Origin of the sequence: Bradyrhizobium sp. AZCC 2262 (assembly GCF_036924535.1) — a bacterium.
In the GTDB taxonomy this organism is placed as follows: Bacteria; Pseudomonadota; Alphaproteobacteria; order Rhizobiales; family Xanthobacteraceae; genus Bradyrhizobium.
This window is the reverse complement of sequence record NZ_JAZHRT010000001.1, coordinates 7406029-7421757: the sequence shown is the minus strand read 5'-3', so window position 1 is coordinate 7421757 and position 15729 is coordinate 7406029. Positions and strand designations below refer to the sequence as shown.

Sequence of the window (15729 nt, the reverse complement as noted above, 5' to 3'; positions counted from 1 at the left end):
CTTGACGAGAAGGCTTCACCCCGCCGCCTTCGCCGCTGCGCGTCCCGCATTTCGCCCCGAGAACAGGCAGCCGCCGAGAAAAGTGCCTTCCAGCGAACGGTAGCCATGCACGCCACCGCCGCCGAAGCCTGCCGCTTCGCCTGCGGCATAAAGTCCCCGGATGATCTCGCCGTTGCTGCCGAACACGCGCGAGTCGAGATCGGTTTCGAATCCGCCCAGCGTCTTGCGCGTCAGGATGTTGAGTTTGACCGCGATCAGCGGGCCGTGGTCGGGATCGAGGATGCGATGCGGTTTGGCGGTCCGGATCAATTTGTCGCCGATGTAACGGCGCGCATTGTGCAGGTTCATCACCTGCGCGTCCTTGACGTAGGGATTTGTGATTTCGCGGTCGCGTGCCTCGATCTGCGCCTTGATGTGATCGTGCTTGAGCAAATTGTCGCCCGATAGCGCATTCATCGCATTGACGAGATCGGCGAGATTATCGCGCACGATGAAGTCGGCGCCGTTCTTCTTGAACGCTTCCACCGGTGCGGGTGCGCCCTTGTTGGTGGCGCGCTTGATCGTCAAGCGCCAGCTCTTGCCGGTGAGGTCGGGATTCTGCTCGGAGCCGGAGAGCGCGAACTCCTTCTTGATGATGCTCTGGGTCAGGATGAACCAGGAATAATCGTGGCCGGTGCCCATGATGTATTCGAGCTGGCCGAGCGTGTCGGAGCCGGGGAACAGCGGCGCGGGGAGGCGTTTTCCGGTGGCGTCGAACCACATCGACGACGGGCCGGGCAGGATGCGGATGCCGTGGCGCGGCCAGATCGGATTCCAGTTTCGGATGCCCTCGACGTAGTGCCACATCCGGTCGCGGTTGATCAGCCGAGCGCCGGCGGCTTCCGTGATGCCGATCATGCGGCCGTCGACATGTTCGGGCACCCCGGAGATCATGAATTTCGGCGGCTCGCCCAGGCGCTTCGGCCAGTTCTGCCGGACCATGTCGTGGTTGCCGCCGATGCCGCCGGAAGCGACGATCACGGCCTGCGCGCGCAGCGTAAAATCGCCGATCACCTTGCGCGAGGAGCTCTTGCCGCGTTCGACGGCATCCGGCTCGAGGATTGAACCACTGACGCCCTCGACTGCGCCGTTCGTCATCACGAGTGTGTCGACGCGGTGGCGAAATCTGAACGTTAACCGGCCATTTTCTTGCGCTTCGCGTGCGCGGCGCTCGAACGGCTCGACGATGCCGGGACCAGTGCCCCAGGTGACGTGAAAGCGCGGCACCGAATTGCCATGGCCCATCGCGTCATAGCCGCCGCGCTCGGCCCAGCCGACCACCGGAAAAATACGGTGGCCCATCGCGCGCAGCCAGTCGCGCTTTTCGCCGGCAGCGAACGCGACATAGGCTTCCGCCCATCGCTTCGGCCAAAGGTCGTCGTCGCGGTCGAAGCCCGCTGTCCCCATCCAGTCTTGCAGTGCGAGATCGTAGGAATCCTTGATGCCGAGCCGGCGCTGTTCGGGAGAGTCGACCAGGAATAATCCGCCGAACGACCAAAAGACTTGTCCGCCAAGGCTTTGCTCGCCTTCCTGATCGACGACGATGACGCGCTTGCCGGCATCTGCGATCTCCGTCGCCGCGACCAGCCCCGCCAGTCCGCCGCCGACCACGATTACGTCTGTGACCTCAGTCATCGTTTCCTCCCCCGTGCCATTTATGATTCAAGCCCGCGTCCTCGCGCGCGGTCAACGGCAATGGTTCTTGCCTGTGACCGCGTCGCCACCTCGGCGAGAGTCGCGTGTTCCAGTTTGGGACCTTTTCGCGCGGAGGGTGCAGCGGCCCGGCAACACTTAATTTGAATTTGTTTTGACCTGCTGTGTCTGCCTAGACAAAATCACGATCTCAAACGACGCTACGTCCTGTCTTGCATCACTAAGACGATCAGATTCGGTTTCGACCTTCTTCGACTGGGGCTGGGATATTATGAAGCTGCTGACTGGGTTGCTTGCAGCGGTGCTGCTGCTGGCGGGGGTAGGGGCGAGCCAGGCGGTGGTGCGGATTGCCGACGACCGCGGCGGCCGGATCGGTACCTATGTCGACAAATACCAGGGCCTGCGCACCTCAGGCGAAACCGTCATCATCGACGGCCTGTGCGCCTCGGCCTGCACCATCGTGCTCGGCGCGGTTCCACACGACCGTATCTGTGTGACGTCACACGCCAATCTCGGCTTTCATGCCGCTTGGGATTTCGGCGCCAACGGCCGCGCCGTCACCAACGCCGAAGCCACCCACATGCTTTATACGATGTATCCGCCCCCGGTTCGGAAATGGATCATGGCGCGCGGCGGCCTGACCCCGCGCATGATCTTCCTGCGCGGCAAGCAGCTGCAGACGATGTACAAGCCCTGCTACCTCGACGCGCAGGCCTCCACCAACAGGCCGGCATCGCGCTGAACGCGAGCGGCTGTTTCGCCGAAAAGTGACGTGGTGGCCGGGTCTTCCCGGCCATTTACTTTTCGTGCACCTCTCAGCCGGGCTTGCCCCTCCGCATGACGTGATGTCGGGCGCGGCCATTCCGCTTGCCTGCCCCGGGAACTGGCCCTATCTGAAACGCATGGCTCAGCCCGTTTCCACCCACCAGGACTTGATGGCGGCCGCTCGGCCGCAGGGCAGGGCGGCGTCCATGATCGTTTGGAGCGCAGCCACATCAGGCGCGCTGGCCGTGCTCGGCGCGGCGGCATTGTGGTTCCATTACGGCACCGCGGTGTTTTTCGAGATGATCGCCGCCGGCATCTCGGCCTGCTTCTGATACGGCGAAAAGGAAATCAATGATGGACCGGACGATCCGCCCGCTGGTGATTATCGCCGCCTTTGCCGCGAGCCTCGTGGTCGGGCTGGTGATCATGCTGTGGGCGATGGGCGGTTTGCGTACCGTCACGGCGCCGGCAGCGATCGGCGGTCCGTTTCAACTGACCGACCAGGCCGGCCAGGTCGTCACCGAGCAGAATTTGAAGGGCAAGCCGACGCTGATCTTCTTCGGCTTCACCCATTGCCCCGATGTTTGCCCGACCTCGCTGTTCGAGATTTCCGAGGTCTTGAAGGCAATGGGCACGGACGCCGATCGCGTCAACGCCTGGTTCGTATCCGTCGATCCCGAGCGCGACACGGCCGCCGCGATGAAGGACTACCTCTCCAGCTTCGATCCGCATTTGAAGGGGCTGAGCGGCGATCCGCAGGCGGTGGCCAAGGTGATTTCGGTCTACCGGGTCTATGCCAGAAAAGTCCCGCTCAAGGACGGCGACTACACCATGGACCATACCGCGCTGATCTATCTGATGGATCGCGACGGCCATTTCGTCGCGCCCTTCAACCTGAAACGGACGCCGGAGGAAGCCGCCAAGGATTTGAAGCGCTATCTCTGAGCGGGCAAGGTCGGCCAAAAGCTGTAAAACGGCCCTCGCATCGCGGGCCGGATGGTCTATAAGGCCATGAAATTCCGCAAGCATTGCCGAAGATGCCATATCCTAACGCCCCGTTAACCAATGCAAGACTGCGTCGAACCGCCCGCGCCTGGCTGGCCGGGCTGTCGATCGCGTCCGCGTTGATGGTTGTTGGCGGTGCGGCGCACGCCCAAACCCAACCCCGTCCGGCGGTCGAGGCGGCACCGCAGGCGGTGCCCGGCTTCTGGGACCCGCGTCGGCGTCCGGACCGACCGGACATGTCGCGCCTCACCGTGATCCGGTTCCTGACCGAGACCGATTACCCGCCGTTCAACTTCACCGGCGCCGACGGCAATCCGGCCGGCTTCAACGTCGATCTGGCGCGCGCGCTCTGCGACGAGATCAAAATCAGCTGCACTGTCCAGATGCGCCGGTTTGAGACGCTGGTCGATGCGATCACAAGCAATCGCGGGGACGCCATCATCGCCTCCATGGCGGTGACGCCGGCCTTGCGCGCCAGGCTCGATTTCACCGATCCCTATTACCGCGCGCCGGCGCGCTTCGTGTCGCGGCGCGACGCTGTGATGCCGGAGGTCCGCCCGGAATATCTCGAAGGCAAGAAGGTCGGCGTCATCGCCGGCACCTCGCACGAGGCCTATCTGAAGGCGATGTTCACCGACGCCGAGATCAAGTCCTATCCCAATGACGACGCGCTGCGGCTGGCGCTTCGGCGGAGCGAGGTCGATTTCATCTTTGGCGACGCGATTTCGCTGGCGTTCTGGATCAACGGCACCGATTCCGGCGAATGCTGCGCCTTCTCCGGCGGGCCCTTTGTCGAGAGCCGCTATTTCGGTGAGGGCATCGGCATCGCCGTTCGCAAGGGCAACGATCTGCTGCGGACGTCGCTGAACTGGGCGCTGTTCCGGATTTGGGAAAAAGGCCGCTTCACGGATCTGTGGCTGCGGTATTTTTCGATCAGCCCGTTTTAGCACCGTCATTCCGGGATGGTCCGAAGGACCAGACCCGGAATCTCGAGATTCCGGGTTCGATGCTGCGCATCGCCCCGGAATGACGGCGAGCCCCCGTCATTTTGCATTTTGCCTCGGAAGCGCTAGTTTCCGCGCCTCTTGGAGAACCTTCTAGATGTCCGTCATCGACCTTGCCTTTTGCCCGAGCGATCTGCGCGCGCTCGCCGAACAATCCAACGCCTGGCCGTTCGAGCAGGCCAAGGCGATTGTCGCGCGGCTGAAGAAAAGTCCGAAGGAAGAGGTGCTGTTCGAGACCGGCTACGGCCCGTCGGGCCTGCCGCATATCGGCACCTTCGGCGAGGTCGCGCGCACCTCGATGGTGCGCCATGCCTTCCGCGTGCTCACCGAGGATAAGATCAAGACGCGACTGCTCGCCTTCTCCGACGATATGGACGGGCTGCGCAAGGTGCCGGACAACGTGCCGAACAAGGAGCTGCTGGAAGCCAATCTCGGCAAGCCGCTGACCAGGGTGCCCGATCCCTTCGGCACCCATCCAAGCTTCGGCCAGCACAACAACGCGCGGCTGCGCGCCTTCCTTGATCAGTTCGGATTCGACTACGAATTCGCGAGCGCGACCGACTACTACACTTCGGGCAAGTTCGACGCGGCGCTGCTGCGCATGCTGGAGCGGATCGAGAAGGTGATGGCGATCATGCTGCCGTCATTGCGCGAGGAGCGCGCGGCCAGCTATTCGCCGTTCCTCCCCATTTGTCCGCGCACGGGCCTGGTGCTCTATGTGCCCGTGACGGCGCATGACGCGAAGGCCGGCACCATCTCCTACGAAGATCCCGACACCAAGGAGAGCGTCACCGTTCCCGTCACCGGCGGCCATTGCAAGCTGCAATGGAAGCCGGACTGGGCGATGCGCTGGTTCGCGCTCGGCGTCGACTATGAAATGGCCGGCAAGGACCTGATCGACTCGGTGAAGCTCTCCGGCAAGATCTGTTCGGCGCTCGGCGGTACGCCGCCGGAGGGGTTCAACTTCGAACTGTTCCTCGACGAAAAGGGCCAGAAGATTTCGAAGTCGAAGGGCAATGGACTCACGATCGACGAATGGCTGCGCTACGCCTCGCCGGAATCGCTATCGCTGTTCATGTACCGCGAGCCGAAGTCGGCGAAGCGGCTGTATTTCGACGTCATCCCTCGCGCCGTCGACGACTACCAACAATTCCTCGACGGCTTTACGCGGCAGGATGCCAAGCAGCAGCTCGCCAATCCGGTCTGGCACATCCATTCCAGCAAGCCGCCCAAGGCCGACATGCCGGTCACGTTCCAGCTCCTGCTGACGCTGGTGTCATCATCGAACGCGGAAAATGCCGAGACGCTGTGGGGCTTCATCGGCCGCTATCGTCCGGGCGTGACGCCGAAGAGCCATCCGAAGCTCGACGCGATGGTCGGTTACGCCATCAACTACTACCGCGACTTCGTGGCGCCGACCAAGCAGTTCCGCGAGCCGACCGAGGGCGAGCGCGCCGCGCTGCAGGATCTGCGCGATGCGCTGTCGCAATTGCCGGCAGGGTCGAGCGCCGAAGACATTCAGAACGTGGTTTACGAGATCGGCCGCCGCGAGCCGTTTTTGGATCAGGTGAAAAAGGGCAAGGACGGCCGGCCCGGCGTCTCGCTCGACTGGTTCAACATGCTCTACCAGGTGCTGTTGGGTCAGGAAAAAGGCCCGCGCTTCGGCTCGTTCGTTGCGGTGTACGGCGTAACCAACGCAATCGCGATGATCGACGGCGCGCTGGCGCGGTCGGCTTAATCTTCCTTGTCCGACAGGGGGAGAAGGAAGAAGGCGCGACAAATTGAGATGGCAGGCCCGCTGCAATTTCAGCCGTGGCCGCGCCGGATTGCGCTACAATGTCCGGCATAACAACGGTCAAAGCCCCAGCCGAGGGGCAGGCAACACAGTGGGAGAATGCTCATGCAGTTCAGGGTTTCGCCGAAAGCGCTCGACAACAGCAGCGCCGAGGAATGGCAGGCGCGGGTCGATCTCGCCGCGGCGCACCGGCTGGCCTTCAACCAGGGTTTTTCCGAAGGCATCTTCAACCATCTGACCTTCGCGGTGCCCGGCCGCAGCGACCGCTACTACCAGATCCCGTTCGGCACACATTGGTCCGAAGTTACCGCCTCCTGCTTCATGGAAGTCGGCATCGACGATGGCGAGGTCAAGCGCGGCGAGGGCGAGGTGGAGCGTTCCTGCTATTGCATCCACGCGCCGATCCACAAGGCGCTGCCGCAGGCCAAGGCGGTGTTTCACACCCACATGCCCTATGCCAGCGCGCTGACCCGGCTCGAAGATCCGCGCATCAAGGAGATCGGCCAGACCGAGGTCGGGCTGTCAGGCGCTATCGCCTATGACGACGAATATACCGGCCCGGCACTGGATCCGGCCGAAGGCGCGCGGCTGGCCGGCGTGATCGGCGACAAGAAGGTGCTGTTCATGGCTAATCACGGCATCTCGACGGTCGGCGCCACCGTCGCCGACGCTTATGACATGCTGTACTACGTGGAGCGCGCCGCGCAGGTGCAGATCTACGCGATGTGGACCGGGCAGAAGCTGAAACAGCTTCCTGCGCTGGTGGTGGAGAAGACCAAGCGCGATTACAAGGACGAGCATCTCTACAAGGGGCCGACTCCGGCCCAGCGGCACTTTGATGCGCTGAAGCGAATGCTGGACCGCAAGGAGCCGGATTACGCGACGTAATTTTTCGTCGTCCCTGCGAACGCAGGGACCCATACGCCGCGGCCTTCGGAAGGGGCAGACGGGAAGACGTCGCGCTTCGCCACTAACATTTGGGGTTATGGGTCCCTGTGTTCGCAGGGACGACAGCAACGACTGACTCGCCCACACGATCTACCCAAGATCGCCCTCGACATCGTCAGCCGGCAGCCGCTCTGACCTCATCCGCAAACTGCCGCCAGATCTCCGGCTGCCAGCTTCCATTGGCGGCGCCCGAGGTCGACGGCAATATCCACACCCTGGTGTGGCCGATCAGCTCAGACTGCTCGCCATAGTCTCGCTTGCCGTCGAAGAATTTCTGTCCGGCCGTCTTGCTGGTGAATGCGAGGAATTGCGGGCGGAATGTCGTGATGGCATTGCGCAGCCGGGCGCGATCCGCCGCCGTCAGTTTCGGAAGCGTGGCACGGTCCATCCCTGCGCCTGCTTTCACCAGATCGGTCAGGCCGATCCCGTGTTGCAGCAGGCTGCGATATTGATGCGGCTGCAGCGGCTCCGGCGTGAGCTTCGTCTCGTGCAAAATCTTCCAGAACTTGTTTTGCCTATGCGCGTAGTAGGCCCTCGCGGCGGCGGATGTCGTCCCGGCGGCGGTTCCGCACAACACGATGCGAAGGGAATGTTGCAGCAGGTCGCTCAGCACGTCCGTCACGAAGCGACATTCCTACTGGCTCGCCCACACGATCCTTGCGATCCAGGCGACGTCGTCGGCGTCGAGTGCGCGGTCGGGCTGGGCCGGGTTCAGCGATTGCAGTTCCAGCGTCCTGGTGGTGCGGCGCTTCAATTCCTTGACCATCACTTCGCCATCCGACGTCTTGAGCACCACGCGGTCACCGCGCCGGATCGGCGTGCCCGGCGACACCACGATGATGTCGCCGTCGCGATAAGTAGGCTTCATCGAATCGCCGGAGATCTCCAGCGCATAAGCGTGCTCGTCAGAGGCCTGTGGCAGCGCCACCTCGTCCCAGCCGCGGCCGGCGGGAAAGCCGTTCTCGTCGAAATGGCCGCCGCTGCCGGCTTGCGCCAGCCCCAGCAGCGGCACCGATGGCAGGCTGCGCGCGCCGTCGCCGATCAACTGCACAAAGGTGTCGATCGACGAGTTGGTCGCGGCCAGCGCCTTGGAAACCGATTCGGTCGAAGGCCAGCGCTCGCGGCCATCAGCCGTGACACGCTTGGATTTGTTGAAGGTGGTGGGGTCGAGGCCACTGCGTTTGGCAAGGCCGGACGGCGACATCCCGGCGCGTTCGGCCAGCCGGTCGAGCGCGGTCCAGACCTGGCTGTGGGTCAGAATCCGCTGCGCCTTGGATTGTCTCGCCATCGAAAACCTCTGAATCGCCTAGGAATTATTGCCTCATTCGGCCGGTTTGCGCAAATCTCGCGTAGCGTTTCCAGCGAAAGCCTGCCCCGCACTTGATGCGGGGTGGATACCGGTTCGCGTGGAGAAACGCGTCAAAGCAGGAAATTGACGCCCGGTTCTGTCGAATCACCGCCGAACGGGCACAGCGCCTGGTGCGGCAGCGCTTGAGTTGGCGGCCTGCCGCCTTTACGGTCGGCCGCAACCCCGGCCATTTCCGGGAAAATCCCAAGCACTCAAACGACAAGCCCGGACGCCGTGCGCACGATCTATAAAATCACTCCCGCCTCGGCCTGGCGCGAGGCCGAACGGCAGGGCGTCTACCGGGGTAGCAGCGACGATCTGCGCGACGGCTTCATTCATTTCTCCACGGCGTCCCAGGTCGTCGAGACGGCCCGAAAGCATTATTTCGGCCAGACCGGCCTGTTCCTGGTCGCGGTCGATGCGGACGCGCTCGGCGATGCCTTGCGCTGGGAGCCCTCGCGCAACGACGAACTGTTCCCGCATCTCTATGGCGAACTCGATCTCGGCGCGGTGACCGCCATCCTCGACATGCGCGCGCGGTCCGACGGCTATCACGACATTCCGGAGCTCATTCCGTGATCCGCGCCTTCGACGCCTTTTCGCTGCCACTGCTGCGCTGGTTCGATCCGGAGGACGCGCATCGCATGGCGATCCAGGGCCTGCGGCTGCTGCCTCCGGTCAAGTCGCGCGCCGACGACCACAAGCTGGCGGTGCGTGCCTTCGGCCTGAACTTTCCCAATCCGATCGGCATGGCCGCGGGCTTCGACAAGAGCGCGGAGGTGCCCGACGCGCTGCTGCGGCTCGGTTTCGGCTTCGTCGAGATCGGCACGGTGACGCCGAAGCCGCAGGGCGGCAATCCGCGGCCGCGGCTGTTTCGCCTCGAGCGCGATGAAGCCGTGATCAATCGCATGGGCTTCAACAATGACGGCGCCGAGGCTGCGCTGCGGCGGCTTGCGGCGCGCGCCCATCATGGCGGCATCGTCGGCGTCAATGTCGGGGCCAACAAGGATTCGTCCGACCGCGTCGCCGATTACGTCAAGCTGATCGAGACGTTCGCGCCGGTCGCGAGCTATTTCACCGTCAACGTCTCCTCGCCGAACACGCCGGGCCTGCGCAATTTGCAGCAATCCGCAGCGCTCGACGATCTGCTTGCCAAGGTGATCGATGCGCGCGAGAGGGTACGCAAGAATGCCGGCGATTCGCCGGTGCTGCTCAAGGTCGCGCCGGATCTCAGTCTGGCCGAACTCGACGATGTCGTGCAGATCGCGCGCTCGCGTGGCGTCGATGGCATGATCGTCGCCAACACTACGCTGGCACGTCCCTCGTCCTTGCGCGAACAGGCGAGAGCGAAAGAGCAGGGCGGATTGTCCGGACGGCCGCTGTTTAGGCTGTCAACGCGCATGGTGGCGGAGACCTATGTCCGCACCGAAGGCGCATTTCCCCTGATCGGCGTCGGCGGCATCGATTCCGGTGGCGCGGCGCTGACGAAGATCCGTGCCGGCGCCAGCCTGATCCAGCTCTATTCGTCGCTGGTCTACAAGGGCCTCGGGCTGGTCGAGGACATCAAGAACGACCTGGCCTCGACGTTGCTGCGAACCGGGCGCGACTCGCTGTCGGAGATCGTCGGCGCTGATGCCGCGACGATCACGGCCGAGGACTGGCCAGTGGTGTAGTTGCGTTCTCTTAGCCCGGATGAAGCGAAGCGCAATCCGGGAAAATCCCACTGCGGCGACCGCCCCGGATTTCGCTTCGCTGCATCCGGGCTACGGGCCGAACGACTTCCTCAGCAGCGCGGGATATCTCAGCGCCTCGAGCCCGCCGCGGGCGGCGTAATGCACCAATAGCGCGCCCCATAGCCCGGCATTGCCGAACGAGCGCAGCGCAAACCATGCGGTGAGGAAGATCAACAGCGACAGCACCATCAGATTGCGCATGTCGCGCGCCCAGGTCGCGCCGATATAGATGCCGTCAAAGGCAAAGGCGAATACGCCGAGCAGCGGCGCGAAAATCACGAACGGCAAATAATCGCGCGCGATGCGCCGCACTTCCACGCTTGCCGTCATGATGTCGATAAACGCAGGCCCGAACAGCAGGAAACAGGCGGCGACCGCGAGCGCGAAGCCAAAGCCCCACATCACGACGAGCTTCACGGCACCTGCGAAGGCCGCCTTGTTGTGTGCGCCATAGGCACGGCCGCAGAGCTGCTCGGCGGCATTGGCGAGGCCGTCGAGGAAAAAGGCGCCGAACAGCAGGAAATTGTTGAGTACGGCATTGGCGGCGAGCGTCATGTCGCCGGCGCGGGCGCCCTGCGCGGTGAAGAACAGGAACGCCGCGATCAGCGACGCGGTGCGGATCATGATGTCGCGGTTGACCGCGAGCATGCGCATCAATTTGGGGCGGTCGAACAGCAACGCGCGGGAGCCTGCGAATTGCCCGTCCGAAAGGTGGCGCGCGATCAGCAAGCCGAGCAGGAGGCCTGCGGCCTCCGCGATCAGCGCCGCGATTGCAGCGCCGGCAATTCCGAAGTCGAACACCAGCACCAGTACGACGGTCGCCGCCACGTTGATGAGGTTGATGGTGATCTGCATGCCGAGCGCCAGTTTGGCGCGGGCCTGCCCGATCAACCATCCCAGCACGACATAATTGCCGAGCGCCAGCGGCGAAGACCAGATCCGGATGATGAAGTATGTTTTGGCCGCGCGCGTAACGCCCTCACTGCCGCCCATCGCGTTGAGCAGAATAGTGGCGAGCGGAATCTGAAGCGCAATCAGCGCCGCACCTACCAGCGCCGCGACGATCAGCCCGCGCATCAGGATCGCGCGTAATTCCGACGTCTCGCCGGCGCCCAGCGACTGCGCCGTGAAGGCGACCGTGCTCATGCGCAGGAAGCCGAACAACCAGAACATGCAGTCGAAAAGTACCGAGGCCATCGCCACGCCGCCGAGCAGCGTGGCGTCGCCGAGCCGGCCGATTGCGGTGGTCGAGACGATGCCGATCAGCGGTGTGGTCAGATTCGCGATCATCGCGGGACCCGCGATGGCAAATACCTGTGCCGTCGTGACCTTGGATGATGAAGGGGAGGGGGCGTGCATGCCTAGAGTTCGACGATCATGCCGTCATAGGCAGCGGTGTAAGGAAGCTCACCCAGCCGGCCGAGCATGTCGTCGCTCATATGCGTCAGCACCAGCCGTTTGGCGTTGATCTCAGGCAGGTGCGCTTCCAGCGTCTTCAGGCTGAGATGGTTCTTGACGATCCTATCGTAGTAATAGGCCTCGGCAATGAACAGGTCCGCGCCGCGCGCCGCCGGGATCAGCATGTCCGTCCATTCGGTATCGGCGCTGTAGGCGATGACGCGGCCCTCGGCCTCGATGCGATAGGCCAGGAATGGTCCGCCGGATTCGCCGTGGACCACCGGATACGGCGTCACCTTGACCTCGCCAAAAGTCCGGCTCTGCTCCGGTTCGAGCGCAACGACCGAGAGATCGAAGCGCTGCTTTGTTTTCGAGGAATGCTCGAACAGCGCTTCCATCAGGTTGGCGAGCTTCGCCTCGATGCCTAACGGGCCTGCGACAACCAGCGGACGCGAGCGGCGCGTGAACTGCGCATCCAGCAGCAGGAACGGCAAGCCCGCAAAATGGTCGCCATGAAAATGCGTGATCAGGACCAGGTCGATTGTCTCGCGCGCGATGCCGAGGCGTTTCAGTGCGGGCAGCGACGACGCGCCGCAATCGATCAGGAAATTGACACTGTTGCCCGTGACGTGGAAGCAGGTGTTGAACCTGCCACCTGAACCGAGCGCGTCGCCGCAGCCGACAAATCGCAATTGCATCGGCTGCTCACCGCCTCTGGATGGCCTATCGTCCGCGCGGCGCGCCGAACAGCCGCGACAGCAGCCAGATCGGGATCACGATGACAGCGCCGAGCAGGAAGTAGCGCCACAGCCAGTTGACGGCGTCGAAGCCGAGATCCCACAGCCGCCGGAACAGGGTCTGGATGCTGTGCAGGATATTCCAGGGATCGAAGCCGATGGCGGCGAGCACCACGCCGACCAGGATCGACAGCAGGATCAGCCGGAACGCTACCGCCAGCGGCGAGCCGCCGAGAAAGCGGTACAGGCCGTCATTGCTGGCCGGCAGGTCTCTGACGTCGTTGGGCATCGGTTTCTCCTGCGGAAGGTCCCGCACAATATAGGACACGGCGGGGCAGATGGGGAACCCGCTCAATGCAGTCAATGGGCGCCATGCGCCGGCGGAAACTATATTTGACGCGTTTTCTTCACGCGAACCGGTCCCCACTTCGCTTGAAAACGCTTTGTTAATTTGCCGTCACGTCCTTCAGCATTCGCTCCAGCGTTTCCAGCCGGTCGGCCTCGCGCGGCGGCTTGTCCCAGCGCAGCCGGCTGATGCGCGGAAACCGCATCGCGACGCCGGATTTGTGCCGCGGCGAGCGCTGCAGCCCCTCGAAGGCGACTTCCAGCACCAGGCCCTGGTCCGGCTCGTGCACGACATGGCGTACGGGGCCGAATTTTTCTGTCGTGTTGCGGCGGACGAAACGGTCGATCTGCAACAGCTCCTCGTCGGTGAAGCCGAAATAGGCTTTTCCGACCGGCACCAGTTGCTCGCCGTCCTCGCCGTTGGTCCAAACCCCGAAGGTGTAGTCCGAATAATAGGACGAACGCTTGCCGTGGCCGCGCTGGGCGTACATCAGCACGGCGTCGATGATGTGCGGGTCGCGCTTCCATTTCCACCACTGGCCCTTCGGGCGGCCCGGCAGATACGGCGCGTCGCGCCGCTTCAGCATCACGCCCTCGACGGCTTCGGCATCCTCGCCCGCGCCGGCGCTGGAGGGATCGGCGCGTGCCGCCACCAGCGCCTCCCAGCTATCGAAGGCAATCGTCGGCGAAAGGTCGATGCGCGGATCGTCCAGCTTTTTGACGAAAGCCTCGAGATGCGCGCGGCGCTCGGCAAACGGCAGTTCGCGTAGATCGTTCTCATCGTCGCCGAGCAGGTCGTAGGCGCGCAAGTGGATCGGAAAATCCTTGATCAGTTTCGGCGAGACGACTTTCCGGTTCAGCCGCTGCTGCAGCACGTTGAAGGTCTGCACGCGCCCCTCGCGCAGCACCAGCAGTTCGCCGTCGATGGCGCCGGGCAGATGCAGCGACGGCACGAGATCGGGAAAGCTTTTTGTAATGTCCTCGCCGGTGCGCGAATAGAGCCGCGCCTGCAGATGGCCGCGCTCGTCGCGGCCGGAGACGGCCTGCACCCGAATGCCGTCCCATTTCCATTCCGCGATGAAGTCCGCGGGGTCGAGGCTAGCGAAATCCGTGTCCTCGATCGCATGCGCCAGCATCACCGGGCGGAACGGCGCGGGATCGCGATTGACCGGCTTCTCGCCGCGGCCCTCCAGCCATGCAAACAGGTCGAGATAGGGCGGGGCCAGCCCCGGCCAGATCAGTTCGATCTCATGCGCATCCTTGCCGCCAAGCGCGGCAGCCGCGGTTTTCGCCAGCCGCGCCGAAATCCCGATCCGCATCGCGCCGGTGACGAGCTTTAGCAGCGCCCAGCGGCCGGTCTCATCGAGCTCGTCGAGCCAGCGCGCGAGCTGTTTCGGGAGGTCGGTCTTGCCGAGCGTGCGAAGGGTGGTGACGACTTCACTCAGTGTGGGCGGCGGAGGGTTGTTGTGGCCGGGCAGCGGGGCCTTCCCCCACATCAGTGCGACTGTCTCCGATAAATCGCCGACATAGTCATACGACAGTCCGAACAACACCGGATCGGTACGATCCATAATCAGATCGCGGATCAGGCCCGGCTTGGCATGCTTGAACGACAGCGCGCCGGTCAGCGCCGCCAGCGCGTAGCCGCGGTCGGGGTCGGGCGTGTCGCGGAAATAGGCCGTGATCAGCCGCAGCTTGTTGTTGCGGCCGGGCTCGTAGGCAAGGCGATCGAGCAGTTCGGCAAAACGGTTCATGCCTCGGCCTCGTCGGCCGCGACCACTTCGCTCTCCCCTTCGTCGCCATAGCCGACGAGATCGAGCGGCCGCGCGGCAAGCCCACGCGTCTTGCACCAATGCACCAGCGCGTCTTCCTGCCCGTGCGTGACCCAGACCTCACCGGCGCCGGTGGCCGAGATGGTCGCGGTCAGCCCGTCCCAGTCGGCATGGTCCGAGATTACCAAAGGCAGTTCGACGCCGCGCTGGCGGGCGCGCGCCCGCACCCGCATCCAGCCCGAGGCGAAGGCCGTGACCGGATCGGGAAAACGCCTGGTCCAAACGTCGGATGTGGCCGACGGCGGCGCCAGCGTGATGGTGCCGGCGAGATCGGCCTTCTTCACGCCCTGGACCGCGCGTAGCTCGCCGAGGGCTATGCCACGGCTTTCATAATAGCGCGTGATCGTCTCCATCGCGCCGTGCAGATAAATCGGCGCGTCGTAGCCAGCCTCGCGCAGCAGCGCGATCACGCGCTGCGCCTTGCCGAGCGAATAGGCGCCGACCAGATGCGCGCGCTCGGGAAACAGCGCCACCGACGCCAGCAGTTTTTTCACCTCATCCGCCGCATCCCCATGGCGAAACACTGGCAGGCCAAACGTCGCCTCGGTGATGAAGACGTCGCAGGGCACGACTTCAAACGGTGTGCAGGTCGGGTCGATGGCGTCCTTGTAGTCGCCCGAGGCGACGATGCAGGTATCATTGCAGGTCACGGCGATCTGCGCCGAGCCGAGCACATGGCCCGCGGGATGGAATTTGATTTTGACCTCGCCAACGGTGATTTCCTCGCCATAGCGCACCGCCTGGGTGGTCGAAGCAAAATTATCGCCATAGCGCAGCCGCATCATGTCGAGCGTTTCCTGCGTGGCGAGCACGGCGCCATGGCCGGGCCGGGCATGATCGGAATGGCCGTGCGTAATCACGGCGCGCTCGACCGGGCGGACCGGGTCGATATGGAAGCCGCCCGGCTTGCAGCAAAGGCCGGCGGGAGCGGGGGTCAGGATGTCCTGCGGACGCATCCGGGTTATATAGGAGGCCTTACGACGAATTTTACCTGTCATGCGCGGGCTTGACCCGCGCATCCATCCTGAAAGAATCCTTCTTTTGATGGATTGCCGGATCCCGGCTACGCAAGGCTTCGCCGGGCACGCTGGTGTCAGGCCGGCGTAGCTTCAGCGAAGTCGGCAAGC

The 15729-nt window shown here is 63.8% G+C and carries 16 protein-coding genes; 8 read left to right on the top strand and 8 right to left on the bottom strand.

Annotated elements, in window-relative coordinates:
- Positions 1–15 precede the first annotated feature (15 nt).
- The gene (locus V1283_RS34855) at positions 16–1674 is read right to left on the bottom strand and encodes an FAD-binding dehydrogenase (protein WP_334391128.1); all 1659 of its coding nucleotides are present in this window, start codon (positions 1672–1674) and stop codon (positions 16–18) included.
- A 289-nt stretch (positions 1675–1963) separates the two neighbouring features.
- Here V1283_RS34855 and V1283_RS34850 point away from each other — a divergent pair, with 289 nt between their 5' ends.
- The 6 genes from V1283_RS34850 to V1283_RS34825 all read left to right on the top strand — a co-directional run bounded on the left by V1283_RS34850 (position 1964) and on the right by V1283_RS34825 (position 7149).
- Complete coding sequence (locus V1283_RS34850) at positions 1964–2434, top strand: hypothetical protein (protein ID WP_334391127.1); 471 nt, start codon at positions 1964–1966, stop codon at positions 2432–2434.
- 229 nt (positions 2435–2663) lie between these two features.
- Entirely contained in the window at positions 2664–2789 is a 126-nt protein-coding gene (locus V1283_RS34845) for a hypothetical protein (protein WP_334391126.1), read from the top strand.
- A gap of 22 nt (positions 2790–2811) precedes the next feature.
- On the top strand, positions 2812–3402 hold the full coding sequence (locus V1283_RS34840; protein WP_334391125.1) for an SCO family protein: 591 nt from the start codon (positions 2812–2814) through the stop codon (positions 3400–3402).
- A 182-nt stretch (positions 3403–3584) separates the two neighbouring features.
- Positions 3585–4409, top strand: a complete 825-nt coding sequence (locus V1283_RS34835; protein ID WP_334393286.1) for a transporter substrate-binding domain-containing protein — start codon at positions 3585–3587, stop codon at positions 4407–4409.
- A 154-nt stretch (positions 4410–4563) separates the two neighbouring features.
- Complete coding sequence (locus tag V1283_RS34830) at positions 4564–6204, top strand: lysine--tRNA ligase (protein ID WP_334391124.1); 1641 nt, start codon at positions 4564–4566, stop codon at positions 6202–6204.
- A gap of 162 nt (positions 6205–6366) precedes the next feature.
- Positions 6367–7149 (top strand): class II aldolase/adducin family protein, encoded by a 783-nt coding sequence (locus V1283_RS34825; protein WP_334391123.1) that lies wholly within the window; start codon positions 6367–6369, stop codon positions 7147–7149.
- A gap of 175 nt (positions 7150–7324) precedes the next feature.
- Here the strand turns inward: V1283_RS34825 and V1283_RS34820 are convergent, their stop codons facing one another.
- Entirely contained in the window at positions 7325–7831 is a 507-nt protein-coding gene (locus V1283_RS34820) for a mismatch-specific DNA-glycosylase (RefSeq protein WP_334391122.1), read from the bottom strand.
- 12 nt (positions 7832–7843) lie between these two features.
- The gene (locus tag V1283_RS34815) at positions 7844–8497 is read right to left on the bottom strand and encodes a helix-turn-helix transcriptional regulator (protein WP_334391121.1); all 654 of its coding nucleotides are present in this window, start codon (positions 8495–8497) and stop codon (positions 7844–7846) included.
- A gap of 294 nt (positions 8498–8791) precedes the next feature.
- Here V1283_RS34815 and V1283_RS34810 point away from each other — a divergent pair, with 294 nt between their 5' ends.
- Positions 8792–9136, top strand: a complete 345-nt coding sequence (locus V1283_RS34810; RefSeq protein WP_334391120.1) for a DUF952 domain-containing protein — start codon at positions 8792–8794, stop codon at positions 9134–9136.
- Positions 9133–10230: a quinone-dependent dihydroorotate dehydrogenase gene (locus tag V1283_RS34805; RefSeq protein ID WP_334391119.1), complete on the top strand. Its 1098-nt coding sequence runs from the start codon at positions 9133–9135 to the stop codon at positions 10228–10230. The genes V1283_RS34810 and V1283_RS34805 overlap by 4 nt, the downstream gene beginning before the upstream one ends.
- Before the next feature lie 90 nt (positions 10231–10320).
- Here the strand turns inward: V1283_RS34805 and V1283_RS34800 are convergent, their stop codons facing one another.
- From V1283_RS34800 to V1283_RS34780, 5 genes are all read right to left on the bottom strand, one after another.
- The gene (locus V1283_RS34800; RefSeq protein WP_334391118.1) at positions 10321–11649 is read right to left on the bottom strand and encodes an MATE family efflux transporter; all 1329 of its coding nucleotides are present in this window, start codon (positions 11647–11649) and stop codon (positions 10321–10323) included.
- 2 nt (positions 11650–11651) lie between these two features.
- Entirely contained in the window at positions 11652–12386 is a 735-nt protein-coding gene (locus V1283_RS34795; protein ID WP_334391117.1) for an MBL fold metallo-hydrolase, read from the bottom strand.
- Between the two features lie 25 nt (positions 12387–12411).
- Positions 12412–12714, bottom strand: coding sequence for a DUF6460 domain-containing protein (locus V1283_RS34790; protein ID WP_212422329.1), 303 nt, complete (start codon positions 12712–12714; stop codon positions 12412–12414).
- A gap of 157 nt (positions 12715–12871) precedes the next feature.
- Entirely contained in the window at positions 12872–14524 is a 1653-nt protein-coding gene (locus tag V1283_RS34785) for a cisplatin damage response ATP-dependent DNA ligase (protein ID WP_334391116.1), read from the bottom strand.
- The gene (locus V1283_RS34780; RefSeq protein WP_334393285.1) at positions 14521–15558 is read right to left on the bottom strand and encodes a ligase-associated DNA damage response exonuclease; all 1038 of its coding nucleotides are present in this window, start codon (positions 15556–15558) and stop codon (positions 14521–14523) included. The genes V1283_RS34785 and V1283_RS34780 overlap by 4 nt, the downstream gene beginning before the upstream one ends.
- Positions 15559–15729: the final 171 nt, after the last annotated feature.